Below are 26,730 nucleotides of genomic sequence, written 5' to 3' on the forward strand. Positions count from 1 at the left end.
CGGGGTTCCACCCGGCGTTCGCCACGCACGCGCGAGCGGTTCGCCACGGGCACCGGATTCTTCGCCGCGGCGGGCTTAGGCTCGTGACCATGCGAGCCTGGTCATCGGTCGACATCCCGCGGGTCCCCGGAAGCCCGCCCCCGCTGCGCCTGCACGACACCGCGAGCGACAGCGTCCGGCCGACCTCGCCGGGGTCCACGGCGCGGATGTACGTCTGCGGCATCACCCCCTACGACGCCACCCACCTCGGGCACGCCGCCACCTACCTGGCGTTCGACCTGATCAACCGGCTCTGGCGCGACGCGGGCCACGACGTCCACTACGTCCAGAACGTCACCGACATCGACGACCCGCTGCTCGAGCGCGCGGACCGCGACAAGGACGACTGGGTGGTCCTCGGGATGCGCGAGACCGCGCTGTTCCGCGAGGACATGACGGCGCTGCGGATCCTCCCGCCGCGGGAGTTCATCGGCGCCGTCGAGGCCGTCGACGAGATCAGCGAGCTGGTCGGCAAGCTCCTGGCCAGCGGCGCGGCCTACCGCGCCGACGACGACGAGTTCCCGGACGTCTACCACGACCACACCGCCACCCGGGACTTCGGCTACGTCTCGCGCTACTCCGAGGCGCGCATGCTCGAGGTCTTCCCCCAGCGCGGCGGCGACCCGGAGCGGGCCGGCAAGCGCCACCCCCTCGACGCCCTGCTCTGGCGCATGGCCCGCGAGGGCGAGCCGTCCTGGGGCTCCGACCTCGGCGAGGGTCGGCCCGGCTGGCACGTCGAGTGCGCCGCGATCGCCCTGAACCGCCTCGGCGACCAGTACGACCTGCAGGGCGGGGGCTCCGACCTCGCCTTCCCTCACCACGAGTTCGGCTCCGCGCACGCCGAGGCCCTCACCGGCGCGCACCCGCTGGCGCGGCACTACTGCCACGCCGGGATGATCGGGCTCGACGGCGAGAAGATGTCGAAGTCCAAGGGCAACCTCGTCTTCGTCTCCCGCCTGCGCGCCGACCGCGTCGACCCCATGGCGGTGCGCCTCGCCCTGCTGTCCGGGCACTGGCGCACCGACCGGTCGTGGACCGCGGAGCTGCTCACCGGCGGGCAGGCGCGCCTGCACCGCTGGCGCGAGGCCGCCGCGTCGCCGACCGGCCCGGACCCGGAGGACACGATCGCCCGGGTGCGTGCCCACCTCGCCGACGACCTCGACACCCCCGGGGCGCTCGCCGCGCTCGACGCCTGGGCCGACGAGGTCCTCGGCCGTCGGGAGAGCACCGGCTGGACCCCCGACGGCCCCGCCCGGGTCGCCGACGCCGTCGACGCGCTGCTCGGTGTGCCGCTGCGGTAGGCGCTGCGGTGGGCGCTGGGAGGGGCCGTGCGCGGGTACGTGGACACCATGGCCCGCAACGTCCTCGGCGGCGAGCTCGCCGACTGCAGTCACGACCCCGTCACCGGCTTCTACCGCGACGGGTGCTGCGAGACCGGTCCCGACGACGCGGGCGTGCACACCGTGTGCGCCCGCGTCACCGCGGAGTTCCTCGAGTTCAGCGCGTCCCGCGGCAACGACCTCACCCGCCCCGCCCCGCAGTTCCCGGGCCTGACGCCCGGCGACCGGTGGTGCCTGTGCGCGAGCCGGTGGAAGGAGGCGTTCGACGCCGGCGTGGCCCCGCCCGTCGTGCTCGAGGCCACCCACGCCCGCACGCTCGAGTGGGTCGACCTCGCCGACCTGGAGGCGCACCGCGTCACGCAGTAGGCCCGGGCGGGGAGGCACGGTGCGCATGATCAACGGGTACCGCGGCCTGCCGGAGGTGCCGTTCGCTGCCGCGGATCGGCCCACACGCGGCGCGCTGATGCGGTAGGCATCGCGCTGTGTCGTCGGACGAGGGGTCGCGCCCGGGAGCGCTGCGTCTCCCGCCGCCCACCGCGACGCAGGTCCAGGCGCACCGGTTCGCGGTGCGCAGGCTCGAGTCCGCGCTGGTGGGCCGCGACCCCACGCCGCGACACGACCCGGGGCGCCGGCAGCACCGCGCGCTGCTGGTCGGCGCCGTGCTGGGGGTGCTCGCGCTCGTCGGGTTCGCGGTCGTCGGGCTCGTGCGCGGCGACGAGGGCTGGCGCGACGAGGCCGTCGTGCGCGGCGAGCCCTCCGGCGCGCTCTACGCCGTGGCGCACGGGCCGGACCGCCTCGTCCCCGCCCTCAACCTGACCTCGGCCCGGCTGCTCGCCGCCGCGGCCGGCAACACGCCGGGGGACGGCGGCCTGCTCGACCCGCCGGTCCCCGTCCGCGACGACGCCCTCGCCGAGGCGCCGCGCACGGCGCCCGCCGGGATCCCCGGCGCGCCGTCGGTGCTGCCGGACCCGGGCGCCCCGATCCCCGACGCGTGGGCCGTCTGCGACCGCGCGGTCCTCGACCCCTCGGTGCCCGACCCGAGCGCCGACCCCGCCCTGACGACGGTGGTGCTCGGCGGCCTGCCGGCGCCGGGACGCCCGCTCGCCCCGGACGAGGCGCTGCTCCTGCGCAGCCCGGACGGCACGTTCTGGCTGGTCACCGGCGGCCGGCGCGCGCTGATCACACCGCAGGCGGGCGCGGTCGTCCGGGGGCTCGAGCTCACCGGTGCCCGCGCCCGGGTCGCGAGCCCCGCCCTGCTGGGCACGCTCCCGCAGGCCCCGGCGCTCGAGCCGGTCACCGTGCCCGGCACCGGCACCACGCCGACCGAGCCCCGCACCGCCGCGCTCGGCGTCACCGTCGGCTCCGTGGTCAGCCCCGACGGGGCGCGCTTCTTCCTCGTGGCCGCCGGCGGGGTGCAGGAGGTGCCGCCCGTCGTCGCCCAGCTCGCGCGCTTCGCCAACCCGGACCCGGCCGCCGACCCCGGCATCGCGGCGGTGCCGGCCGGGCGGCTCGCCGACGCCCCGCGCGTCACCGTCGTCGACGCCGACGCCTACCCGGCGACGTTCCCGCGCCCGGTCACCTACGACGCCGCCACGACGGTCTGCGTGCGCCCCGACGTCTCGGGCGCCGCCACCGTGTTCGCCGCAGCGTCCCTGCCCGGACCGGCCGCGCCGACGCCGCTCGCCGGGCCGCCGCTGGACGGCGCCTGGGTCGCCGGCGGCGGCACCTACGTCGTGACGCCCGGGGGACCCGCCGCGCTCGTCGACCCCGGCGGGCGTGTGTTCGCGGTCCCCGATCCCGCCGCCGCGTCGGCCCTCGGGCTGGGCGTGCCGCGCCCCGCGCCCCGGTCCGTGCTCGATCTCCTCCCGCGCGGCCCGGCCCTCGACCCCCTCGCGGCCCAGGCCGCCCGGTGAGACGCGCCCCGGTCCCGGCGCTGTGGACGGTGGTGCTCGTCGTCGCCTTCGGCACCAACGTCCCGACGCCGCTGCTGCTCGTCTACCGCGAGACGCTCGGGCTCGCGCCGACGACGCTCACCGCCGCCTTCGGGGTCTACGCCGCCGGGCTCATCCCGGCCCTGCTGCTCTCCGGGCCCGCCTCCGACCGCCTCGGACGCCGGCCGGTGGTCGTGCCCTTCGTCGTGCTCGCCGGGCTGGTCTCGGTCCTGTTCCTCGCGGCGGGGTCGTCGGTGCTCGTGCTGTTCCTCGGGCGGTTCCTGCAGGGCGCGGTGTCCGGGGTGGTGTTCAGCGTGGGCACGGCCTGGCTGGGCGAGCTCGTCGGCGAGCCGGGGCGCTCGGCGCGCCTGACCACCATCGCGCTCGCGGCCGGCTGGGCGGGCGGGCCGCTGGTCGCCGGGCTGATGGGGCAGTGGGTGGTGCTGCCGACCGTGCTGCCCTACCTCGTGCACGTCGCGCTGATGATCGGGGCGATCGCGCTGCTGTCCGGCATCCCGGAGACCCTCGCAGCCCCACGCGCCGGTGGCCCCCTGGTGAACCTCGGCGTCCCGGCCGGCACGGCGCGCCCGTTCGTCCTGGTCGTCGTGCCGATCGCGCTCGGGGTGTTCGCCTTCCCGTCCACCGCGGCGACCGTGCTGCCGCTGCTGCTCACCCCGCAGATGCCCGGCATCGCGGTGGCGGTCGCGGGGATCGTCGCCGGGGTGACGCTGTCGACGGGGGCACTGGTCCCGCCGCTGCAGCGCCGCCTCGGCGCGTCGTGGGCGGGTCCGGTGGGGCTGGGCCTCGGGGCGGCGGGGCTCGGGCTCGCCCTGCTCGCCCTCGTGCTGGAGGCCTGGCCGCTGCTGCTCGGCGTGTCCCTGCTGCTCGGCGCGGGCTACGGGCTCTGTCTCGCCTCGGGGCTCGCGCTGGTCGCGGGGCTCGCCCTGCCCAGCGAGCGCGGCGCGCTCACCGGCACCTTCTACGCCTGCGCCTACCTCGGTTTCGGGGTGCCCTACCTGCTCTCGGCCCTCGCGGGCGACGGCAGCCTCACCGGTCCGCTCGCGGGGCTCGCGATCGTCTCGGCCGTCGCGGCCGCCGCGCTCGCGCTGCCCGGCGCGCGCCGGCTCAGCGGCGCGGGCTGAGCACCGCGGCCGCGAGCAGCACGACGCCGGCGAGACCGAAGCCGGCAACGGGGGACAGGTGGTAGGGCGCGAGGAACACCGCCGGCGCGGCCGCGGCGCCGAGGAACCGCCCGGCCTGCACCACCGAGACCCCGCCGGCGGTGTCGCCGCGCAGGACGAGGGTGTTGACGCCGACGAGCACGAGCTGGGCGGCCGCGCCCGCGAGGGCCCACACCGCGGCGACCGCGACGACCGACGGCAGCACGCCGACCGCCGCGACCAGCACCGCGCCCGCCACCGCGCCGGCGCGCACCGTCACACCCGGCCCGAAACGGTCGACGCCGGCCCCGACGAGGCGCGCCGTCAGCAGCCCGCAGATGCCGAAGCCGGTCAGCAGGGCCCCGCGCAGCGCCGCGCCCACGGTGAAGGCGTCCTCGACGCGCAGCGCGACGAGGAACGACAGCCCGCCGAGCGCGCCCCACGCCAGCCCCGCCACGAGGGCGAGCCGCAGCACCGGGGGGCGCCAGGCGTCCCGCAGGCGCGGGCGGGCGGGCGGGGCGCCGGACGGGTCGCCGGGCGGGTCCGCAGGCAGCCCCGCCACGGCGAGCAGCGCGGCGACGACGGCCACGCCCACGAACGCGCCGCGCCAGTCCAGGCTGGCGGCGAGCCCGCCGACGAGCGGCGCGAAGGTCATCCCCGCGGCCTGCAGCGAGCCCATGACGCCGAGCGAGCGGCCGAGGCGCTCCGGGGGCGTGGCGGCGGCCAGCGACGCGAGCAGCAGCGGCGTGGTGAACGCGTTCGCCGCGCCCTGCAGCGCCCGGGCGGCCAGGAACAGCCACCCCACGCCGGCCACGGCGGCGAGCAGGGAGAACGCCACGTAGGCCACGTAGGCGACCCGGACGGTGCGCCGCGCGCCCCAGCGCTGGCCGAGCGTCCCGGACACCAGCATGAGGAGCGCGAAGGGCAGCAGGTAGGCCGTCAGCGACGCGGACGCCGCGGACGGGGAGAGCCCGAGGTCGGCGCCGAGCTCGGGCAGCATCGAGGCGGTGATGCCGCCGCCGAACGGTCCGAGGAACCCGCCGGCGTAGAGCGCCCCGACCCGGAGGCGGTCGAGGCCGGACCGGGCCGGTGCGGCCGAGCTCACCGCTCCCAGGGACCCTTGCCGGGCCCGGGCGGGCCGCCGGCGGTGCCCCCGGGTCCGGGCGGCCCGCCGCCGGGTCCGCGGCGGCGCAGGTAGCGCTCGAAGTCGGCGGCGATCTCCTCGCCCGACGCCTCCTCGAGGTCGGTCTCGGCGTCGCCGGCCTCCTCGAGCGCCTTGACGTACTCGCGCACCTCGTCGTCCTCGTCGGCCATCTCCGAGACCGTGCGCTCCCACTTCTCGGCCTGCTCGGGCAGCCCGCCCAGGGGCACCTCGACGTCGAGGACCTCCTCGACGCGCTGCAGCAGGGCGATCGTGGCCTTCGGCGCCGGGGGCTGCGAGACGTAGTGCGGCACGGCGGCCCAGAACGAGATGGCCGGGATGCCGGCCTGCACGCAGGCGTCCTGCAGCACCCCGACGATGCCCGTCGGGCCCTGGTAGCGGGAGCGCTGCAACCGGTAGCGGGCGGCCGACGCCTTGTCGAAGGAGGTGCCGGTGACCGGCACGGGCCGGGTGTGCGGCGTGTCGGCCAGCAGGGCGCCGAGCGTGATCACCGTGCCGACGCCCAGCTCGCGGGCGTGCTCGATGATCTCGGCGCAGAACGCGCGCCAGCGCATGTTCGGCTCGATGCCGCGCACCAGCACGAGGTCCTGGGCCGAGCCCGGCGGGCGGCAGCGGGTGAGGCGCGTGGTGGGCCAGTCGATGGCGCGGCTGACCCCGTCGACCAGGCGCATGGTCGGCCGGGAGACCTGGAAGTCGTAGTAGTCGTCCGGGTCGATGGCCGAGAGCTCGGTGGCGTCCCAGTGCAGCGAGAGGTGCTCGACGGCCGTGCTCGCCGCGTCACCGGCGTCGTTCCAGCCCTCGAACGCCGCGAGCATCACCGGCGCGGCGGGATCCTTGCTCCCCGCTTCCGGGTCCGCGGAGGGGGCTTCGGAAGGGGCTTCTGCGGCGGGGACGGGCTCGTCGGGGGCGTCGTCGGGCACGGACACCCGGACAGCCTACGTGTCGTGACGAGGCTCGCAGTGCGCCCGGCACTGCTCCTCGATCACGTTACGATCGTGTGATGACTACTTCGAGTGAGTCTGCTTTCCTGTCCGCTCTGCACTCCCGGGTACTCATCGGCGATGGTGCCATGGGAACGGCACTGCAGGACCAGGACCTCTCGCTCGACGATTTCCAGCAGCTCGAGGGCTGCAACGAGATCCTGAACGTCTCGCGCCCCGACGCCGTGCTCGCCGTGCACCAGGGCCACCTGGAGGCCGGCGCCGACATCGTCACGAGCAACACCTTCGGCACGAACTGGCCGAACCTCAACGAGTACGACATCGCCGACCGCATCCGCGAGCTCTCGCTCGAGGGCACGAAGATCGCGCGTCAGGCCGCCGACGAGTACGCCACGTCCGAGCGCCCGCGCTTCGTGTTCGGCTCCAACGGTCCCGGCACCAAGCTGCCGACGCTCGGCCACGCACCCTTCGCGCAGCTGCGCGACGCCTACATCGAGTCGGTGCTCGGCCAGCTCGAGGGCGGCGCCGACGCGATCCTCGTCGAGACCTGTCAGGACCTGCTGCAGTCGAAGGCCGCCATCCTCGGCGCGTTCCGCGCGATGGAGCAGTACGGCAATCGCGTCCCGGTGGTCTGCCACGTCACCGTCGAGCTCACCGGCACGATGCTGGTCGGCTCCGAGATCACCGCGGCGCTCACCGCGCTCGAGCCGCTGGGCATCGACGCGATCGGCCTCAACTGCGCCACCGGCCCGGCCGAGATGAGCGAGCACCTGCGCGCCCTGAGCCGCCAGAGCCGCATCCCGGTCTCCGTCATGCCCAACGCCGGCCTGCCCGAGCTCGGCCCGAACGGCCCCGAGTACCCGCTGCAGCCCGACGAGCTGGCCGACTACTGCGCCTCGTTCATCACCGACTACGGCCTGCAGCTCGTCGGCGGCTGCTGCGGCACGACGAACGACCACATCCGGGCGCTGGCCGAGAAGTGCCGCGACCTGACGCCCACCGAGCGCGACCCGCAGCCCGAGCCCGGCATCTCGTCGATGTACCACTCCGTGCCGTTCCGGCAGGAGACGGGGCTGCTGATGATCGGCGAGCGCTCGAACGCCAACGGCTCCAAGGCGTTCCGCGAGGCGATGGTCGAGGACGACTACGAGAAGTGCGTGGAGATCGCCAAGGCGCAGACCCGCGAGGGCGCGCACTGGATGGACCTCTGCATCGACTACGTCGGCCGCGACGGCGTCGCGGACATGGACCGCCTCGCCCACGACGTCTCGACCGCCTCGACGCTGCCCGTGGTGCTCGACTCCACCGAGCCCGAGGTCCTCGAGGCCGGGCTGGAGCAGCTCGGCGGGCGCTCGGCGATCAACTCGGTGAACTACGAGGACGGCGACGGCCCCGACTCGCGGTTCCAGAAGATCATGCGGCTGGTGCACGAGCACGGCGCCGCCGTGGTCGGCCTCTGCATCGACGAGGAGGGCCAGGCCCGCACCGCGGAGTGGAAGACCCGCGTGGCGTTCCGCCTCATCGAGGACCTGACCGAGAACTGGGGCATGCGGGTCGAGGACATCATCATCGACTGCCTGACCTTCCCGATCTCCACCGGCCAGGAGGAGGTCCGCAAGGACGGCATCGAGACGATCAACGCGATCAAGCAGCTCAAGGAGCGCTACCCGCAGGTCCAGACCACGCTGGGTCTGTCGAACATCTCCTTCGGCCTCAACCCGGCCGCCCGCCAGGTGCTCAACTCGGTGTTCCTCAACGAGTGCACCGACGCCGGTCTCGACACCGCGATCCTCAACGCCAGCAAGATCCTGCCGTTCTCGCAGATCGACGAGGAGCAGCGCGAGGCCGCGCTCGACCTGGTCTACGACCGTCGCGAGAAGCACGACCCGCTGCAGCACTTCATGAACCTCTTCGAGGGCGTGTCGGCGCAGTCGGCCAAGGACGAGCGCGCCGAGAAGCTCGCCGCGATGCCGCTCTTCGAGCGCCTCGCGCAGCGGATCATCGACGGTGACCGCAACGGGCTCGAGGAGGACCTCGACGCCGGTATGCAGGAGAAGGACCCGCTCGAGATCATCAACACCGACCTGCTCGGTGGCATGAAGGTCGTCGGCGACCTCTTCGGCGCCGGCAAGATGCAGCTGCCGTTCGTGCTGGCGAGCGCCGAGGTCATGAAGGCCGCCGTGGCCCACCTCGAGCCGCACATGGAGGCGACCGACAACTCCGGCAAGGGCAAGATCCTGCTGGCGACGGTCAAGGGCGACGTCCACGACATCGGCAAGAACCTCGTCGACATCATCCTGTCGAACAACGGCTACGACGTCGTCAACATCGGCATCAAGCAGCCGATCAACGCGATCCTCGAGGCCGCCGAGGAGAACAAGGTCGACGCGATCGGGATGTCCGGGCTGCTGGTGAAGTCCACCGTGGTCATGAAGGACAACCTGGCGGAGATGAACGACCGCGGGGTGGCCGAGCAGTACCCGGTGCTGCTCGGCGGCGCGGCGCTCACCCGCTCCTACGTCGAGAACGACCTCGGCGAGCTCTACCAGGGCGACGTCCGCTACGCGAAGGACGCGTTCGAGGGCCTCAAGCTCATGGACTCCGTCATGACGGGCGAGGGCCCGTCGGACGAGGAGAAGGAGAAGATGGCCGAGCGCAAGGAGCGCCGCGAGCGCTCCGAGCGCATCAAGGCCAAGCGCGAGGCCGAGGCCGGCGAGGAGAACCCGGCGTTCGACCCGACCGCGATCTCCGACGTCGCGCGGCGCATCGAGGTCCCGACGCCGCCGTTCTGGGGCACCCGCGTCGTGCGCGGCCTGCGCCTGCAGGACTTCGCGGCGCTGCTCGACGAGCGTGCCACGTTCTTCGGGCAGTGGGGCCTGCGCGGCCAGAAGGGCGACGAGGGGCCGTCGTACGACGAGCTCGTCGAGACCGAGGGCCGGCCGCGGCTGCGCTACTGGCTCGACCGGCTGCAGTCCGAGGGCATCACCAGCCACGCGGCGCTCGTCACCGGCTACTTCCCGGTGATCTCCGAGGGCCAGGAGGTCGTCGTCCTCGACGAGGCCAAGCCGGACGCGGGCGAGCTGCACCGCTTCGCCTTCCCGCGCCAGAAGCGCGACCGTCGTCTGTGCCTCGCCGACTTCTTCCGCACGCGCGACGAGGCCCGCGAGCTGGGCGGCGTCGACGTCATGCCGATGAACCTCGTGACGATGGGCCAGCCCATCGCGGACTTCGCCAACAAGCTGTTCGCGGAGAACTCCTACCGCGACTACCTCGAGGTCCACGGCCTCGGCGTGCAGCTCACCGAGGCGCTCGCCGAGTACTGGCACCGACGCGTACGCGAGGAGCTGACGTTCGCCGACGGCTCCACCATGGCCGACCAGGACCCGGCGGACGTCCACGAGTACTTCAAGCTCGGCTACCGCGGCGCCCGCTTCTCGCTGGGCTACGGCGCGTGCCCGGACGTCGAGGACCGCGCGAAGATCGTCGACCTGCTCGACCCGAGCCGGATCGGCGTGGAGCTCTCCGACGAGGACCAGCTGCACCCCGAGCAGTCCACGGACGCGCTCGTCGTGCACCACCCGGAGGCCAAGTACTTCAATGCCTAGCCTCGCGGCCGTCCTGTGGGACATGGACGGCACGCTGGTCGACTCCGAGCGGCTCTGGGACGTGTCCCTGGCCGATCTCGCCGGGCACCTCGGCGGCACGCTGTCGGCGGCGACCCGCGACGACCTCGTGGGCTCGTCGCTGCGGCGCTCGGTGTCGACGATCCGCGCGGAGGTCGGCCTCGACCCCGACGACCGGGACGCGGTGGCCGCGGACGGCGACTGGCTCCTCGAGCGCACCAAGGTGCTGTTCGCCCGCGACCTCCCGTGGCGCCCCGGCGCGCGGGAGGCGCTGACCGCGGTGCGGGCGTCCGGACTGCCGACGGGTCTCGTGACGAGCACGTACCGCGGGCTCACCGAGGTCGCCCTCGACACCATCGGGCGCGACTTCTTCGACGTCACCGTGTGCGGCGACGAGGTCGCGGCCACCAAGCCCGATCCGGCGCCCTACCGGCGGGCGGCCGAGCTCCTCGGCGTCGACCCCGCGCACTGCGTGGCCGTCGAGGACTCACCGACCGGGACCCGCTCGGCCGTCGCCGCCGGCGCCACCGTCCTCGTCGTGCCGTCCGAGGTGCCCGTGCCGGGCGGCACGCGGCGCGTGGTGCGGGAGAGCCTGGTCGGGCTCACGGTCGACGAGCTCCGCGCGGCCCTGCGCAGCGGCCTGTCCGGTAACCACCGGACGCGGGCCGGCGCGCACTGAGCGCGCAGGAACGACGGTGGGGCGCGGCGGCCCGACGGCGGAACGGGGGAACCGGGACCCGCTCGTGGGCGTGTCCTCCCGCCCGACCGTCCGTTCGGCGCGTCCGGGAGCCCGGAGGGCGCAGCCGGGACGGCGCCGGGTGCAGGACGCGCGACAGTGGGGCCATCCCGTGGTGTGCGACCGATCATGGCTCCGTGCGACGATGGCTCGACGTGAAGACGTTCGACGAGCTCTTCGACGAGCTGACCGTCAAGGCCCGGGACCGACCCGAGGGGTCGGGGACCGTGGCAGCACTGGATGCCGGGGTGCACGCGCAGGGCAAGAAGGTGCTCGAGGAGGCCGGCGAGGTGTGGATCGCGGCCGAGTACGAGACCGACGACAAGCTGGCCGAGGAGATCTCCCAGCTGCTCTACCGCGTCCAGGTCATCATGCTCGAGCGCGGGTTGACCCTCGCCGAGGTCTACAAGCACCTGTAGTCGACACCCGCGGGTGTCAGGAGGAGAAGGACCCCATGCTCCGCGTCGCCGTTCCCAACAAGGGATCCCTGGCCGAGGAGGCGTCGACGATGCTGCGCGACGCCGGCTACCGGCAACGGGCGGACAGCCGCGACCTGAGCCTCCACGACGAGGCCAACGGGGTCACGTTCTTCTATCTCCGCCCGAAGGACATCGCGACCTACGTCTCCGAGGGCCAGCTGCACCTCGGCATCACCGGGCACGACCTCACCGAGGAGTCCAGCGCCTCGGTGAACCAGCTGCTGCGGCTCGGGTTCGGGCAGTCGAAGTTCCGCTACGCCGCGCCCTCCCGCAACGAGTGGACCCTCCAGGACCTGGCGGGCAAGCGGATCGCCACCTCGTACCCCCGGCTGGTGCGGGCCAACCTCGCGCAGCAGCGGATCGCGGCGAAGGACGTCATCCGCCTCGACGGCGCCGTCGAGATCTCGATCGAGCTGGGCGTGGCCGACGCCATCGCCGACGTCGTGAGCTCCGGCCGCACCCTCGCCCAGCACGGTCTCGTGGTGCTCGGCGACCCGATCACCGAGTCCGAGGCGGTGATCATCGACCGCAACGCCAAGTTCGACCAGGTCCCCGACAGCCCGGACACCGAGAAGTCGAAGAACCGGTTCGTCGAGCGCCTGCGCGGCGTGGTCTACGCCCGCCGCTACGTCATGCTCGACTACGACTGCCCGGTCGGCCTCCTCGAGCGCGCCGTGGCGCTGACCCCCGGCATCGAGTCGCCCACCGTCGCGCCGCTGTCGAACGAGAAGTTCGTCGCGGTCCGCTCGATGGTGGAGCGCAAGCGGGTCAACGACATCATGGACGAGCTCGCCGACCTGGGCGCCACGGGCATCGTGACCTCGTCGCTGCAGTCGTGTCGCGCCATCGGCTCGGCCAACGGGGCGCACTGAGGTCCGGCCTCCTCAGCGGGGCCGCACCGTGAGGGCCTGGGCGGCGCGCCCGACCGGGCCGTGCTCGTCGTGCACCACCGCGAACGCGGTGCCCAGCCCCTCGGGTCCGATGACGCTGTCCGCGTCGAGCCCGACCCAGGCCCCCCGCGGGGCGCGGTGCAGGTGCAGCGTCAGGTCGGTGTTGACGAAGAGCCACCGGTTGAGGTCGAGCCGGGCCGCCGCCCCGTTGGTGGAGTCGGCGACGGCCGCGAGGCACTGCCACGGCGTCGGCTCCTCGTCCTCCACCACCGGCACCCGCAGCCGGCCCCACGCCCGCCCCGGCCCGGACTCGCCCAGGTGGCCGGTCAGCCAGCGCCAGTCGACGGCGTCGAGGTAGCCGGGCAGCCAGCCCTCCGGGGTCGGGATGATCCGGCCTTCCTGGGGACCGGGCATCGTCGGGCCGGGCGCGGTCGCGGCGGCGGCGGTGTCCTCGACGGCGAGGCGCCACCCGGTGGCGCGCGCGACCGCCCGGCCCGCCGCGGCGAGCTCGGCGACGACCAGCTCGATCGTCCGCCCGGGCCGCTCGACCCGGGCCGTGACGGTGAGCTCGCCCATCGGCACGCGCCCCAGGACCTCGACGGTGAGTCGCGAGAGCAGCATCTCCTCGCGCGGCGCGCACCGCTCCAGCGCCCGGACCAGCAGCGCGCTCGGCGGGCCCATGTGCTGGCCGTCCGGGAACCACGGTCCGGCCGTCGAGCCCGTCGCCAGCACGCGCTCGGCGCCCGGCGGGTCGTCCGGGGCCGGCGGGCGCGGGCGGAAGAACGGGTCGGTCACCGTCGTGGTCACATCGCCTCCTAGGCTCGCCGGCGGGGGAAGGGCGGGACGGGTGACGACAGCACGGGTGGTGCTCGCGGTGCTGATCGCGGCGCTCGCCGTGACGGGCGTGGTGGTCGCGGTCCGACCGGCCGGCACGACGGCCCCGGAACCCTATCGAGGGCCGTCGCGCGACCTGCGTGCTCACCCCTTCGCCTGGGACTCCGTGTGGAACCTGCCGCTGGCGGCCTCCGCGCAGTACGCGCCGTTCAGCACGCGGGCCCGGGACATCTACCTCGACATCGAGAACATCAGCGTCGACCCGTCCGCGCCCGTCCGGGACCTGGAGTCCGACAACGGCGGTCCGCGGGTGCGCGTCGACCCGCGTCTCGCCGCGGACGGGTCGTTCAACAACTGCTCGACGTTCCTCGCCGACACCCCCGACGCCGAGACGGTCGTCGCGGGGCAGCCCCTGGAGCTGGAGCCCGGGGGCACGCCCTCGTGGGACTACACCTACGCCCCGGTGTCGCTGCGCGGCGACGGGCGACTGGGGTGCCACGGCGGGTCCAACCTCTCGGGGATCGGCGGGACGATCCGCGTCGGGGAGATGCCCTCGCCCGCCCCGCTCCGGCACGCCCTCAAGATCAACCTCAACTGCACGCTGAGCTGCAGTCCCGAGGGCAACGGGTTCCGGTGGCCCGCGATGAAGGCCGACGGCGCGTTCCGCGAGGCGTACCGCGGGGACGACCCGCGCGTGAACCTCGGGACGATGTTCGCGCTCCCGCCGGACGCCGACCTCAGCTGGATCACGGAGAAGGACACCCTCAAGATCGCCGAGGCGTTCCGTGACTACGGCGCCTACGCGGTCGACTCGACCGGCGGGCCGCCGACGAACGCCCTCAACGCCCAGGCGGGCGCGGAGGAGGAGATCCCGAACATCGACTCGCCCCAGATGGTGCGGCTGTTCGCCTCGCTGCACATCGTCACCAACAGCGCGCCGGAGACCCCGGGCGGCGGAGCGCTCGGCACCCCGCGCCGCGTTCCCTGCGCGCTGCCCTTCCCCGACGGCACCGGCGGGGCGCCGCCGGGCTGCTGATCCGTGCGGGTCAGCCGCCGGGCCAGCCGGGGTAGTCCGGCGGCGTGCCGTCCCAGGCGGGGCAGAGCGGCTTGAACGCGCAGAAGGCGCAGCCGGGGCCGGGGTTCGGGCGGAAGTCGCCGGTCGGCGCGGCGCGCAGGATCGCGGCCCACACGGCGCGGAGCACGCCGGCGAAGCGCTCGAGCTCGTCGGCCCGGGGCCGCAGGGTGAGCGAGGTGGTGTCGGCGAGGTGCAGCAGGCGCAGCGTCGGCACCACCCCCCGCGTGCGGGCCAGCAGCAGCGCGTAGAAGCGCACCCCGAACATCATCGGGCCCTCGGTGCGCAGCGACGGCGAGCGCCCGCTCTTGTAGTCGACCACCGTGAGCCCGTTCGGCCCGCCGCCCGGACCCACGTCGAGGCGGTCGAGGTGGCCGCGCAGCGGGGTGCCGTCGGGGAGCTCGGCCTCGACCCGCAGCTCGCGGGCCTCGGAGACGACGCCGCGCGGGTCCTCGAGGGCGAAGTAGCGCGCGAGCAGCGCGTCGACCCCCGGCTCCTCGCCGAGCAGCGCGCGGTCGTCGGCGTCGAGCTCGCCCAGCACGTCCTGCGCGAGCGCCCGGGCGGCGTCGGGCCGGCGGTCCCCGGGCTCGAGGGCGTGCAGGCGCTCGAGCACCGCGTGCACCACCGTGCCCCGCAGCGCCCCGGGCGACGGCGTCTCGGGCAGGCGGTCGACCGCCCGGAAGCGGTAGAGCAGGGCGCAGCGCCGGAAGTCGACCGCGCGGGACGGGGACAGCGCGGGCGGGCGCGGCGTCTCCACCGTCGTCACCTCGGCCTCCGTGCTCACGGGTCCGAGGCTAGGTCAGCACCCCGACACCGGCGCCCGTCCGGACGGCCCGGTGATCGCCGCGGGTGCTCCTCCGGGGCGATGTGGACCCGCTGGAGCAGCAGGAGCGATCACCGGCCTCGACGCGCTGCGAGCGGCACCTTGCGCATGATCAACGGGCCTCGGGGCCTGCCGAACGTGCCTCTCGCCGCCACCCGGCCCGCCCGACCCGGGTGACGCCGGCGTCGCGCCCACCACCCGGGAGGCGCCGGAGCAGCGGCTCCTAGGGTGGACCGTCGTGCGGAGCGAGGAACTGGACGAAGAGCGCGGGCCCGTGCGCAGCGGCCCGTTCCGTCCCGGCGACCGGGTGCAGCTCACCGACCCGAAGGGCCGGCACTTCAGCCTCGTGCTCGAGCGCGGCCAGAGCTACCACACGCACCGCGGGGCGATCGACCACGACAAGCTCATCGGTGCCCCCGAGGGCAGCGTCGTGCTCTCCGCGGCCAACACCCCGTACCTCGCCCTGCGCCCCCTGCTGCCCGACTACGTGCTGGCCATGCCGCGCGGCGCGCAGGTGATCTACCCCAAGGACGCCGCGCAGATCCTCATGTGGGGCGACGTCTTCCCCGGCGCGCGGGTGCTCGAGGCCGGTGCGGGCTCGGGCGCGCTGACCTGCAGCCTGCTGCGCGCGGTCGGCCCGGCGGGGCACGTGCGCTCCTACGAGATCCGCGCCGACCACGCCGAGCACGCCGTGGCGAACGTGGAGCGCTTCTACGGGGAACGCCCGGGGAACTGGGATCTGCGGGTCGGCGACCTCGCCGACCACGACCCCGACGAGACCGCGGACCGGATCGTGCTCGACATGCTCGCGCCGTGGGAGGTGCTCCCGGTCGTCCGCGAGACGGTGGTGCCCGGCGGCGTGCTCGTGGGCTACGTGGCGACGACGACCCAGCTCTCGACGCTGACCGAGGCGCTGCGCGAGCAGGCCTGCTGGACCGAGCCCCAGGTCTGGGAGACGATCGTGCGCCCCTGGCACGCGGTGGGCCTCGCGGTGCGCCCCGAGCACCGCATGATCGCCCACACTGCCTTCCTGCTCACCGCCCGGCGACTCGCCGACGGCGTGACGCCGCCGCGGGTCCAGCGCCGCCCCAGCCGGGGCTGACCGAGCGTGAGCACCGGTGCTCCTGGGTGCTGGAGGAATCACCCTCGGTGATGTGACGCAAGGGGTCTGCGTGAGAACTCCGTCACCGGAACGCTACTCCACGGACACCTCGGTTCGCGGGTACGGTTTGCGATACGGAGTAGCGGAGGAGGGCGCCGTGACGAACGACGACGACCCCAGGGGCCGATCCGACAGGGCCGACAGCGGCCGGGACCGCGGCGAGCGACACGACCGCGGCTCGGCGGACATGGCAGCACAGGTGCGCTTCCTCGAGGACGAGGTCGCGCTGTTGCGTCGCAAGTTGACCGAATCCCCTCGGCACGCGCGCATCCTCGAACAGCGTCTCGGCGAGGCACAGCAGCGCGTCTCGCAGCTGACCGAGCGGAACGACAAGCTCACGGAGACCCTCAAGGAGGCCCGCGCACAGCTCGTGGCCCTCCGCGAGGAGGTCGACCGGCTCGCGCAGCCGCCGTCGAGCTACGGCGTGTTCCTCGAGGCGCACGAGGACTCCACGGTGGACGTGTTCACCTCGGGTCGCCGGATGCGGGTCGCCGTGTCCCCGGCGGTCGAGGTCGCCGAGCTGACCCGCGGGCAGTCGCTGCGGCTCAACGAGGCGCTCACCGTCGTCGAGGCGGGCACCTACGAGCGGGTGGGCGAGGTCGTGGCCCTGCGCGAGGTCCTCACCGACGAGGACGGCACGCGCAACCGCGCCCTGATCATCGGGAACGCCGACGAGGAGCGGGTGATCCACCTCGCGGACTCGCTGCTGCTCGACGGCGCGCCGGAGCTCAAGCCCGGCGACTCGCTGATGGTCGACACCCGCGTCGGCTACGCGTACGAGAAGGTGCCGAAGGCCGAGGTCGAGGAGCTCGTCCTCGAGGAGGTCCCCGACGTCGCCTACACCGACATCGGCGGGCTCACCCGGCAGATCGACTCCATCCGCGACGCGGTGGAGCTGCCGTTCCTCCACGCCGACCTCTTCCGGACCTACCAGCTGCGCCCGCCGAAGGGCGTGCTGCTCTACGGCCCGCCCGGCTGCGGCAAGACGCTGATCGCGAAGGCCGTGGCGAACTCGCTGGCGAAGAAGGTCGCCGAGACCCGCGGCGAGGACAGCCGCGACGTCAAGGCGCACTTCCTCAACATCAAGGGCCCCGAGCTGCTCAACAAGTTCGTCGGCGAGACCGAGCGGCACATCCGGATGATCTTCCAGCGGGCGCGCGAGAAGGCGTCCGAGGGCACTCCGGTGATCGTGTTCTTCGACGAGATGGACTCGATCTTCCGCACCCGCGGCTCCGGTGTCTCGAGCGACGTCGAGACGACGATCGTCCCGCAGCTCCTGAGCGAGATCGACGGTGTCGAGGGCCTCGAGAACGTCATCGTCATCGGCGCCTCCAACCGCGAGGACATGATCGACCCCGCGATCCTGCGTCCGGGACGGCTCGACGTGAAGATCAAGATCGAGCGTCCCGACGCCGAGGCGGCGCAGGACATCTTCTCGAAGTACCTCATCGACGGCCTGCCGTTGCACGAGGACGACATCGAGGAGTTCGGCGGCAACCGGGCGGCGTGCCTCGACGGCATGATCGAGCGGGTCGTCGAGCGGATGTACGCCGAGACCGACGACAACCGGTTCCTCGAGGTCACCTACGCCAACGGGGACAAGGAGGTCCTGTACTTCAAGGACTTCAACTCCGGCGCGGTCATCGAGAACATCGTCGGGCGGGCGAAGAAGTCGGCCATCAAGTCCCAGCTGGAGAGCTCCCAGCCGGGCCTGCGCGTGCAGCACCTGCTGGACGCGGTGGTCGACGAGTTCGCCGAGTCCGAGGACCTGCCGAACACCACCAACCCGGACGACTGGGCCCGGATCTCGGGCAAGAAGGGCGAGCGGATCGTCTACATCCGCACGCTCGTCACGGGCAAGGGTGCGACGCAGGGCAAGGAGATCGACACGGCGTCGAACACCGGCCAGTACCTGTGACCAGCCGGTACCTGTGACTGCAGGTACCGTGTAGGGCATGAACGACCAGCCACACCGGCCGTCCCGCCAGGACCGCAACGAGGTCCGCGGGGCGGCCGGTGTCGCGTCGGAGGCCGTGGACATCGTGTCGCGCCCCGTGCAGGGCACCCACGAGGCGATCGCCGGCACGGTCTTCGGGGCCCTGCGCCGGGTCGGGCTCGGGCCGGCGTCGAAGCCGGTGCAGGTGGTGCACGACGGCATCAGCACCGGCGTCTACGCCGCCGTGCGCGGCATCTCGCACCTCGCCGGGCAAGGGGTCGGGGCCGCCGCCGCGCTGGCGCGCCCCGGGGAGTGGCGCCCGATCACCGGCAACCCCACGGGCGCGGTGCTCACGGGCGCCGTCAACGGGCTGGTGGGCGACCACATGGTCGCCCTCGACAACGACCTCGCCGTCCCGATGGCGCTCTACACGTCCACGATCGGCCCCGACGGCGACGAGGAGCACCACGAGCTGCCGGGGGACACGGCCGATCCCGGGGCCCTGCGCGCCGTCGTCGCCGACCACCCCGAGCGCGACCTGCGCCGGCTCGTCCTGTTCGTCCACGGACTGGGCGAGACCGAGCACGCCTGGCGCCTCTACGGCGAGGCCAGCGCGGGGGAGGGGTACGCCGAGCGCGTCGCGTCGGCGACGGGTGCGACGCCGCTGCTCCTGCGCTACAACAGCGGGCTGCGCATCGCCGACAACGGCAGCGCGCTCTCGCTGCTGCTCACCGACCTGTTCCACCGCTGGCCCGAGGAGGTGGCGCGCCTGGACCTCGTGGGCCACTCCATGGGCGGGCTGGTGCTGCGCCACGCCTGCCACCACGCCGTGCGGACCGGGCAGCCGTGGGTCGGCGCCGTCCGCCGGATGATCTACCTCGGCTCGCCCCACCGCGGCGCGCCCCTGGCCCACCGGGTCGACCAGCTGGCCTCGCAGCTGTCGCGGTGGTCGAGCTCCCGCACCTGGGGCGAGTTCCTCGACCGCCGCTCCGCCGGCATCCGCGACCTCGTCGCCGGCGTCTCGGACACCGAGGTGCCGCTACTGGCCCACGCGTCCCACCACGCCGTCGCCGCCTGCGTCACCAGCTCGGCGGACCACCCGCTGGCGAACGCCCTGGGCGACCTGCTCGTCCCCGTCGACTCGGCGGGCGGCGCCGTCGCCGACGTCGAACCGTTGACGTCGTCACACCACTTCCACCTGCTCAACGACCCGGACGTGCACGACCATCTGATGCGATGGCTGAGCGCGGAGGACGAGCCGACCCGGGAGTGAGCCGACGGGGCCACCGGGCGCGGCTGCTGGTGCTGGGCGCGCTCACCGCGGCCGCCCCGCTGTCGCTGGACACCTACCTGCCCGCGCTGCCGGCCCTCACCGCCGACCTCGCGACCTCGCCGTCGGTCACCCAGCTCTCCCTGACCTCCTGCCTCGTGGGGCTCGCGCTGGGCCAGCTCGTCGCCGGCCCGCTCTCCGACGTCCTGGGCCGGCGCCGCCCGATGATGATCGGGGCGGCCGGCTTCGCGGTCGCTTCCGCGCTCTGTGCGGTGGCGCCGAACGTCGAGGTGCTCATCGGGCTGCGGCTGGCCCAGGGGCTGCTCGGGGCGGTCGGGATCGTCGTCGCGCGCGCGGTCGTCCGGGACACGAGCGACGCGACGACGTCGGCCCGGGCCTTCGCGACGCTGATGCTGGTCTCCGGCGTCGCCCCGATCGTCGCGCCGGTCCTGGGCGGTCAGCTGCTGCGCGTGACGAGCTGGCGCGGGGTCTTCGTGGTGCTGGCGGTGTACGGGGCACTCGCGGGCGTCGCGGTGCTGCTGGCGGTGCGCGAGTCGCTGCCGCGCTCCCGCCGGCGTGCGGGCAGCGCGGCGGCCACCGCGGCCTCGTTCCGCGTGCTGCTGGGGGACCGCCGGGTCGTCGCCTGCGTCCTGACCGCCGGGCTGGTCTTCTCGGCGATGTTCGCCTACATCTCGGGCTCGACGTTCGTGCTCCAGGACCTCTACGGCCTCTCGCCGCAGGCGTTCTCCGGGGTGTTCGCGGCCAACTCGGTGGCGATCGTCGCGTCGGTGCAGGTCGCCGGGCGTCTCGCGGGCTCGGGGCGGGTGCGTCCCGAGCGGCTCCTGGTCGTCGGGCTCGTCGTCGCGCTGACCGGCACCGGCGTGCTGCTGGTCTCGGCGCTGCTCGACGCGGGCCTGGTGGGTCTGCTCGCCGGCCTCGTGCTCACCGTCGTCGGCGTCGGATTCGTGCTGCCCTGCGCGACGACGCTGGCGCTGGCCGACCATCCCGAGCACGCCGGGAGCGCGTCGGCGCTGCTGGGGACCTCGCAGTTCCTCGTCGGCGCGGGCACGGCCCCGCTGGTGGGGCTCGCCGGGAGCCGCTCGGCGGTGCCGATGGCCGCCACCATGGCCGGCGCGGTCCTCTTGGGCGCCGTGGCCTTCGCGGTGCTGTGGCGCGGCACGCAGTCCGCGACCAGCGGGCCGGAGGGGGCCGAGGGCGCGCAGCACAATTAGGGTCGGGGCATGACCGCGCGCCGCATCATGGGCACCGAGATCGAGTACGGCATCTCCGTCCCCGGCGACCCGGCGGCGAACCCGGTGATCACGTCGACCCAGATCGTGCTGGCCTACGCCGCGGCCGCCGACGTCCCCCGTGCCCGGCGGGCCCGCTGGGACTACGAGGTGGAGTCGCCGCTGCGCGACGCCCGAGGCTTCGACCTGGGGCCGAGCGCGGGCCCGCCGCCCGACGCCGGCGACCTCGACGACCTCGGCGCCGCCAACGTCATCCTCACCAACGGGGCCCGCCTCTACGTCGACCACGCCCACCCCGAGTTCTCGGCGCCGGAGGTGACCACCCCGCGCGACGCCGTGATCTGGGACAAGGCGGGCGAGCGGGTGATGGAGGACGCCGCCGAGCGGGCGGCCACGGTCCCCGGCACCCCGCGCATCCAGCTCTACAAGAACAACATCGACAACAAGGGCGCGAGCTACGGCTCCCACGAGAACTACCTCTGCGCCCGCCAGACCCCGTTCCCGACGATCATCACCGGGCTGACGCCGTTCTTCGCCTCGCGCCAGGTGGTGTGCGGGGCCGGCCGCGTCGGGCTCGGGGCGTCGGGCGACGAGCCCGGGTTCCAGCTCTCCCAGCGCGCGGACTACATCGAGGTCGAGGTCGGGCTGGAGACGACGCTCAAGCGCGGCATCATCAACACCCGCGACGAGCCCCACGCCGACGCCGACAAGTACCGCCGCCTGCACGTCATCATCGGCGACGCGACCCTCGCCGAGTACTCCACGTACCTCAAGGTCGGCACCACCGCGCTCGTGCTCTCGATGATCGAGGCCGGCGTCCGGTTCGACGACCTGCGCCTGCTCGAGCCCGTGCGCTCGGTGCACCGCATCAGCCACGACCCGACCCTGAAGACCACCGTCGACCTCTCCGACGGGCGCAGGATGACGGCGCTGGACCTCCAGCGCGCCTACCTCGAGCGGGCCTGGGCGCACGAGGAGAGCGCCGGCGACGGCGAGATCGACCCGATGACCCGCGAGGTGCTCGACACCTGGCAGCAGGTCCTCGACGACCTCGGCAGCGACCCGCTGCGCTGTGCCGACCGGCTCGACTGGGTGGCCAAGCTCAACCTCCTGCAGGGCTACCAGCAGCGCGACAACCTGCCCTGGGACTCGCCGAAGCTGCACCTCATCGACCTGCAGTACGCCGACGTGCGGCAGGCCAAGGGCCTCTACAACCGGCTCGTGAGCAGGGGCTCGATCAAGCGCCTGGTCAGCGAGGACGAGGTCCGCGCGGCCGTCACCGAGCCGCCCGAGGACACCCGCGCCTACTTCCGCGGCCGCTGCCTGGAGCGCTACCCCGGCGAGGTCGCCGCGGCGTCCTGGGACTCGGTCATCTTCGACCTGGGCCGCGAGTCGCTGGTGCGGATCCCGACGCTGGAGCCCCTGCGCGGCACCCGCAAGCACGTCGGCGAGCTCATCGACAACTCGGCGAACGCCACGGCGCTGGTCGAGGCACTCACGCGGGGTTAGTTCCCGGGCAGATGTCGCCCGCGATCTGTAGGGTTCGAAAGCGCAGTACCCCGATGTGAGGAAAGACCCCGGGAGGCTAGCCATGGCGCAGGAACAGACCCAGCGGCAGGGCGGGGGCGACGACGGCGAGGGCAGCGAGGACAGCACCGCTGCCGGCCAGGAGCGCCGCGAGAAGCTCGGTGAGGACGTCGACACGATCCTCGACGAGATCGACGACGTGCTCGAGGAGAACGCGGAGGACTTCGTCCGGGCGTACGTCCAGAAGGGCGGCCAGTAACCTCCCGGCGGAGTCAGGTACTCCGTCCGGCCTACGAACACCACGCCGCCCCCGTGGCCCGGTCACCCCGGGCCCCGGGGGCGGTGTTCCATCCCCCGACCACCTCCAGCTGCCTAGGAGCGCCCCACCGATGGAGCCCTCGTCGGCCCTGCCCCCGGCCTACTTCTCCGCCGGGACGGCCTCGTTCGTCGACTTCCTGCGGGAGGTCCGGCCCGACCTGCTGCCCGGCGCGGGCGCCACGACGGTGACCGCCGAGCAGGCCGGGACGTCCGCCGCGCACGGCACGACGATCGTCGCGGCCACCTTCGCGGGCGGCGTCGCCATCGCCGGCGACCGCCGCGCGACGATGGGCAACCTCATCTCCTCCCGCGACATGCAGAAGGTCTACGTCACCGACGACTGGTCGGCGGCCGGGATCGCGGGCACCGCCGGGATGGCCGTCGAGGCGGTCCGGCTGTTCACCGTCGAGCTGCAGCACTACGAGAAGATCGAGGGCGTCCCGCTCACCTTCGACGGCAAGGCGAACAAGCTCGCCGGCATGGTGCGCGGCAACCTCGGCGCCGCCCTGCAGGGCCTGTCGTTCGTGCCGCTGTTCGTCGGCTTCGACGTCGACGCAGGAGACCCCGCCCGCGCCGGGCGGATCGTCTCCTACGACGTCGTCGGCAGCCGCAACGAGGAGACCCACTACGCCGGCGTCGGCTCCGGATCGCTGTTCGCCAAGTCGTCGCTGAAGAAGCGCCACGACCCGCAGGGCTCGAAGGACGACGTCGTGCGCGCCCTCGTCGAGGCCCTCTACGACGCGGCCGACGACGACACCGCCACCGGCGGGCCGGACACCATCCGCGGCATCAACCCCATCGTGGTGACGATCGACGCCGAGGGCGCGACGATGCTGGGCGACGACGAGGTCGGCGCGGTCGCCGACGCCGTGATCGCCGGGCGTCGCGAGCGTCCCGGCGGCTGACCGCGCCGCACCCCCACCCTTAGACACGAGACCTAGGAGCGCTCCCCGCCATGACGATGCCGTTCTACGCGTCGGTCGACCAGCTGATGCGCGACCGCTCGGACCTCGCGCGCAAGGGCATCGCGCGGGGCCGCAGCGTCGTCGTGCTGACCTTCGCGGGCGGCGTGCTGTTCGTGGCGGAGAACCGGTCGAACTCCCTGCGCAAGGTCTCGGAGATCTACGACTCGCTCGGGTTCGCCGCGGTCGGCCGGTACAACGAGTTCGAGAACCTGCGCACCGCCGGCATCCGCTACGCCGACGTGCGCGGCTACTCCTACGACCGCCGCGACGTCTCGGGCCGCTCGCTCGCCAACGCCTACGCCCAGATCCTCGGCGCCAGCTTCATCGAGCAGCAGAAGCCCTTCGAGGTCGAGCTCTGCGTGGCCGAGGTCGGCGGGACCCCGGACCGCGACAAGCTCTTCCGCATCACCTACGACGGCTCGATCTCCGACGAGCCGCGGTACGTGGTCATGGGCGGCACGACGGAGCCGATCAGTGCGGCGCTGCGCAGCTCGTACGAGGCCGACCTGGACATGCAGGGCGCCCTGCGCATCGCGCTCGAGGCGCTGCAGTCGGCGAACGGGTCGTCCGGCTCGGGGGCGAGCGGCGCGTCGTCGGAGGACCGCACGCTGGGCGTCGACGCCCTCGAGGTGGCCGTGCTCGACCGCGCGCGCCGCCCGCGCCGCGCCTTCCGCCGTGTCACCGGGGCGGCGCTGGCCGCACTGTTGCCCGGCGACGCCGCGGGCCCGGGCGGCGCCGCCGCCGAGGGTGCAGGGGAGGGCGCGGGGGAGGGCGACGGGGACACCGGCGCCGGCGACGAGGTCTCGGGCGCGGGCGGGGCCGACCCGCAGGCCTGACGGCGGCGGGCTCCGCGGTATCGATGCCGCGGATGGCCTTCCGCCGCAAGCGCCGCGGACACCACCCTGGGCGGGTGCGGACACCGTCGTCGTCACACCTGGCGAACCTCGACCTCAACCTGCTGGTGTCGCTGCGCGAGCTGCTGCGCGAGCGCAACGTGACGCGGGCGGCCGCGCGGGTCGGGGTCACGCAGCCGGCCGCGAGCGCCGCGCTCTCCCGGTTGCGCCGCCACTTCGACGACGAGCTGCTCTCCCGGCACAACGGGAGCTACGTGCTCACCCCGCTGGCCGCGCAGCTGGCCGAGCAGGTCGAGGGCGTGTGCGCGGCCGCGGAGCGGCTCTTCGGCACGGGCCGGCAGTTCGACCCTGCCTCGACGCGACGCGGCTTCACGCTGCTGCTCGCCGACTACACGATCGCGGTGCTCGGGAGCGCGCTCTCCTCGGCGCTCGCGGCGCGCGCCCCCGGCGTCGAGCTGCGGCTGCGGCTGGTCCGGGAGGCGTTCACCGCCGACATCGCCGAGACGAGCCGGCTGATCGACGGGGTGGTGGCGCCGCCGTCGCCGCGGTTCGACCGTCCGGACCTGCGGTCGGTCGAGCTCTTCCGCGACCGCTGGGTCCTCCTGCTCGACGCCGAGCACCCCACCGCGGACGACGAGCTCACCCCGGCGGTGCTCGCCGCCCTGCCCTGGGTGGTGCCGTTCGCGCCCGACCGCGGGTTCTCGACGGCGGTGCCGATGACCCGCGAGCTCGCCCGCCTCGGCATCGAGCCCGACACCCGCGTGCGCGTGGAGAGCTACCTCGCGGTGCCCCACCTCGTCGCCGGCACCGACCGCGTGGCGCTGCTGCAGGAACGGCTCGCGCGGGAGGTCGCTCCGCGGCTCGGTCTCGTGGTGCGCGAGTGCCCGGCCTCCGAGCGCGCCCCGGCCGCGGCGGAGATCCGGGAGCGGCTCTGGTGGCACGCCGACCTCGACGGCGACCCCGCCCACCGCTGGCTGCGCGAGCTCCTCGTCGAGCTGGGCGCCGCCGTCTGACTCCTCACCGCCATCGACGCGGTTGATGGCGGGGCAGCGCGAATCGCTATTTCCGCGCGCGGCCCGCCCCTTCCTAGCGTGTGACGCATGCCGCACCCGCTCACCGACCTCCCGGTCCGCACCGTCGTGCGGGATGCGCTCCTGCACCCGGGCGACCCCGCCGAGCACCGCGTCGACGCGGACGTCTGCGTCGTCGGGGCCGGGATCGCCGGGCTCTCGGCCGCCGTGGAGTCGGCCCGCCTCGGCCGCGACGTCGTGCTCGTCGACGCACTGCCGGTGCTCGGGGGCCAGATGGTGAACTCGCTGATCGGCCTGTTCTGCGGGGCGTTCGGCAACGCGCCGGAGCACCGCCGGCTCACCTACGGCCTGCTCGACGACATCTTCACCGACCTCGGGGCGAGCGGGGACATCTTCTACCGCGTCGGCCACACCATCACCGTCGGCTACGACGAGGTCCGGCTCGGGCGCTGGGTGGAGGACACGGTCCGCGAGCTCGGCATCAAGGTGCTCACCGGGGCGTCGCTGGTGGGCGTGGACCGCGAGGGCGACCGGGTCCTCGGCGCCCGGTTCGCCACCCGCTACGGCGCGGTCGACGTCCGGGCGCACGGCTTCGTCGACGCCAGCGGCGACGCCGCCCTGTGCTGGGCGGCGGGCCTGCCCTGCCGGCTGCCGGAGCGGGAGATCTACGGCAGCCAGCAGCTGGTCGTCGAGCACCTCGACGAGTCCGACCCACCCGAGCCCGCGGACCTCGCGGCGCGCGTCGCGGCGAAGGCCGCGGAGTACGGGCTGCGCCGCCACGACGGCCTCGCCTTCTACTTCCCCGGCCGCGGCACCGCGGTGCTCAACATGACCCACATCGAGGCGCCGCTCGACCCGATCGCGGCGGCCGAGGCACAGCTCGAGGGCAAGGCGCAGGCCGACCGGGTGGTGGCGTTCCTGCGCGCCGAGTTCCCGGAGGTGTTCGGCAAGGCGTCGGTCCGCTCCTACGGCCTGCCCGGCCGCCGCCAGACCCGCTGGGTCGCCGGGGTCCACCAGCTCACCGTCGACGAGGTCCGCGCCGGCACCCGCTTCCCCGACGCCGTGGCGCGCACCGCCTGGCCGATCGAGCTGCACGACACCCCGTCGGGCTACGTGTGGGAGACCTTCGGTCCCGATCACCTGCACTACGTCCCGCTGCGCGCGATGACGCCCCCGGACACGGCGAACCTGCTGGTCGCCGGCCGCTGCGTCGACGGCGACGCCGCCGCGCTGTCGAGCGTGCGGGTGATGGGGCCCTGCGCGGCGATGGGCCACGCCGCCGCCCACGTCCTCGACCTCGTCGGCCCCGACGGCACCGTCCACGACGTCCCCACCCGCCGGACCGCGGAGCTCGCCGACCGCATCCGGCCCAACGTCGAGGGCTGAG

General features: G+C 74.0%; 23 protein-coding genes. 19 read left to right on the forward strand and 4 right to left on the reverse strand.

The features are described from left to right. The first annotated feature begins 89 nt into the window (after positions 1-89). From mshC to WCD41_RS13860, 4 genes are all read left to right on the forward strand, one after another. Positions 90-1,340: a cysteine--1-D-myo-inosityl 2-amino-2-deoxy-alpha-D-glucopyranoside ligase gene (mshC, locus tag WCD41_RS13845; RefSeq protein ID WP_337713999.1), complete on the forward strand. Its 1,251-nt coding sequence runs from the start codon at positions 90-92 to the stop codon at positions 1,338-1,340. 48 nt (positions 1,341-1,388) lie between these two features. Further along, positions 1,389-1,745, forward strand: a complete 357-nt coding sequence (locus tag WCD41_RS13850; RefSeq protein ID WP_337714228.1) for a DUF2237 family protein — start codon at positions 1,389-1,391, stop codon at positions 1,743-1,745. Between the two features lie 116 nt (positions 1,746-1,861). Continuing rightward, the gene (gene eccB, locus WCD41_RS13855) at positions 1,862-3,292 is read left to right on the forward strand and encodes a type VII secretion protein EccB (protein WP_337714000.1); all 1,431 of its coding nucleotides are present in this window, start codon (positions 1,862-1,864) and stop codon (positions 3,290-3,292) included. Further along, the gene (locus WCD41_RS13860) at positions 3,289-4,452 is read left to right on the forward strand and encodes an MFS transporter (protein ID WP_337714001.1); all 1,164 of its coding nucleotides are present in this window, start codon (positions 3,289-3,291) and stop codon (positions 4,450-4,452) included. Before eccB ends, WCD41_RS13860 begins: the two co-directional genes overlap by 4 nt. Here WCD41_RS13860 and WCD41_RS13865 read toward each other — a convergent pair. Both WCD41_RS13865 and WCD41_RS13870 read right to left on the reverse strand, forming a co-directional pair. Next, complete coding sequence (locus WCD41_RS13865) at positions 4,436-5,575, reverse strand: MFS transporter (RefSeq protein WP_337714002.1); 1,140 nt, start codon at positions 5,573-5,575, stop codon at positions 4,436-4,438. The two genes, WCD41_RS13860 and WCD41_RS13865, sit on opposite strands and share 17 nt — an antisense overlap. After that, positions 5,572-6,447 carry a PAC2 family protein gene (locus tag WCD41_RS13870; protein WP_337714229.1) on the reverse strand — a complete coding sequence of 292 codons (876 nt, stop codon included), beginning with the start codon at positions 6,445-6,447 and terminating at the stop codon, positions 5,572-5,574. The genes WCD41_RS13865 and WCD41_RS13870 overlap by 4 nt, the downstream gene beginning before the upstream one ends. A gap of 185 nt (positions 6,448-6,632) precedes the next feature. Between WCD41_RS13870 and metH the strand changes: the two genes are divergently transcribed. From metH to hisG, 4 genes are all read left to right on the forward strand, one after another. Beyond that, positions 6,633-10,178 carry a methionine synthase gene (gene metH / locus WCD41_RS13875; RefSeq protein ID WP_337714003.1) on the forward strand — a complete coding sequence of 1,182 codons (3,546 nt, stop codon included), beginning with the start codon at positions 6,633-6,635 and terminating at the stop codon, positions 10,176-10,178. Beyond that, positions 10,171-10,875 carry an HAD family hydrolase gene (locus WCD41_RS13880; RefSeq protein WP_337714004.1) on the forward strand — a complete coding sequence of 235 codons (705 nt, stop codon included), beginning with the start codon at positions 10,171-10,173 and terminating at the stop codon, positions 10,873-10,875. Before metH ends, WCD41_RS13880 begins: the two co-directional genes overlap by 8 nt. Before the next feature lie 212 nt (positions 10,876-11,087). Next, positions 11,088-11,351: a phosphoribosyl-ATP diphosphatase gene (locus WCD41_RS13885; protein ID WP_337714005.1), complete on the forward strand. Its 264-nt coding sequence runs from the start codon at positions 11,088-11,090 to the stop codon at positions 11,349-11,351. Positions 11,352-11,386: 35 nt separating this feature from the next. Beyond that, entirely contained in the window at positions 11,387-12,283 is an 897-nt protein-coding gene (gene hisG, locus WCD41_RS13890) for an ATP phosphoribosyltransferase (RefSeq protein WP_337714006.1), read from the forward strand. 12 nt (positions 12,284-12,295) lie between these two features. On the opposite strand, the gene WCD41_RS13895 is transcribed toward hisG, so the two are convergent. Next, positions 12,296-13,108: a thioesterase family protein gene (locus WCD41_RS13895; RefSeq protein WP_373695126.1), complete on the reverse strand. Its 813-nt coding sequence runs from the start codon at positions 13,106-13,108 to the stop codon at positions 12,296-12,298. Between the two features lie 40 nt (positions 13,109-13,148). Here WCD41_RS13895 and WCD41_RS13900 point away from each other — a divergent pair, with 40 nt between their 5' ends. Next, the gene (locus tag WCD41_RS13900) at positions 13,149-14,171 is read left to right on the forward strand and encodes a hypothetical protein (RefSeq protein ID WP_337714007.1); all 1,023 of its coding nucleotides are present in this window, start codon (positions 13,149-13,151) and stop codon (positions 14,169-14,171) included. Between the two features lie 10 nt (positions 14,172-14,181). Here WCD41_RS13900 and WCD41_RS13905 read toward each other — a convergent pair whose 3' ends face one another. After that, positions 14,182-14,991 carry a RecB family exonuclease gene (locus WCD41_RS13905; RefSeq protein WP_337714008.1) on the reverse strand — a complete coding sequence of 270 codons (810 nt, stop codon included), beginning with the start codon at positions 14,989-14,991 and terminating at the stop codon, positions 14,182-14,184. Between the two features lie 313 nt (positions 14,992-15,304). Here WCD41_RS13905 and WCD41_RS13910 point away from each other — a divergent pair, with 313 nt between their 5' ends. The 10 genes from WCD41_RS13910 (at position 15,305) to WCD41_RS13955 (ending at position 26,729) form a co-directional block, all read left to right on the forward strand. Next, positions 15,305-16,132, forward strand: coding sequence for a tRNA (adenine-N1)-methyltransferase (locus tag WCD41_RS13910; RefSeq protein ID WP_337714231.1), 828 nt, complete (start codon positions 15,305-15,307; stop codon positions 16,130-16,132). A 157-nt stretch (positions 16,133-16,289) separates the two neighbouring features. Beyond that, positions 16,290-18,110 (forward strand): proteasome ATPase, encoded by a 1,821-nt coding sequence (gene arc, locus WCD41_RS13915; RefSeq protein ID WP_337714009.1) that lies wholly within the window; start codon positions 16,290-16,292, stop codon positions 18,108-18,110. 37 nt (positions 18,111-18,147) lie between these two features. Next, entirely contained in the window at positions 18,148-19,401 is a 1,254-nt protein-coding gene (locus WCD41_RS13920; RefSeq protein ID WP_337714010.1) for an esterase/lipase family protein, read from the forward strand. After that, on the forward strand, positions 19,365-20,630 hold the full coding sequence (locus tag WCD41_RS13925; protein WP_337714011.1) for a multidrug effflux MFS transporter: 1,266 nt from the start codon (positions 19,365-19,367) through the stop codon (positions 20,628-20,630). Before WCD41_RS13920 ends, WCD41_RS13925 begins: the two co-directional genes overlap by 37 nt. 9 nt (positions 20,631-20,639) lie before the next feature. Further along, positions 20,640-22,157 carry a depupylase/deamidase Dop gene (gene dop, locus WCD41_RS13930; RefSeq protein WP_337714012.1) on the forward strand — a complete coding sequence of 506 codons (1,518 nt, stop codon included), beginning with the start codon at positions 20,640-20,642 and terminating at the stop codon, positions 22,155-22,157. A gap of 82 nt (positions 22,158-22,239) precedes the next feature. After that, complete coding sequence (locus tag WCD41_RS13935) at positions 22,240-22,434, forward strand: ubiquitin-like protein Pup (RefSeq protein WP_337698589.1); 195 nt, start codon at positions 22,240-22,242, stop codon at positions 22,432-22,434. Positions 22,435-22,564: 130 nt separating this feature from the next. Continuing rightward, positions 22,565-23,398: a proteasome subunit beta gene (gene prcB, locus WCD41_RS13940; RefSeq protein WP_337714013.1), complete on the forward strand. Its 834-nt coding sequence runs from the start codon at positions 22,565-22,567 to the stop codon at positions 23,396-23,398. Positions 23,399-23,448: 50 nt separating this feature from the next. Continuing rightward, a complete protein-coding gene (prcA, locus tag WCD41_RS13945; RefSeq protein WP_337714014.1) occupies positions 23,449-24,294 on the forward strand; it encodes a proteasome subunit alpha in 846 nt (281 codons plus the stop codon). A gap of 74 nt (positions 24,295-24,368) precedes the next feature. Then, complete coding sequence (locus tag WCD41_RS13950) at positions 24,369-25,325, forward strand: LysR family transcriptional regulator (protein ID WP_337714015.1); 957 nt, start codon at positions 24,369-24,371, stop codon at positions 25,323-25,325. 87 nt (positions 25,326-25,412) lie between these two features. Continuing rightward, complete coding sequence (locus WCD41_RS13955; protein ID WP_337714016.1) at positions 25,413-26,729, forward strand: FAD-dependent oxidoreductase; 1,317 nt, start codon at positions 25,413-25,415, stop codon at positions 26,727-26,729. Position 26,730 lies beyond the last annotated feature (1 nt).

The organism is Actinomycetospora aeridis (assembly GCF_037400275.1).
Classification (GTDB): Bacteria; Actinomycetota; Actinomycetes; order Mycobacteriales; family Pseudonocardiaceae; genus Actinomycetospora; species Actinomycetospora aeridis.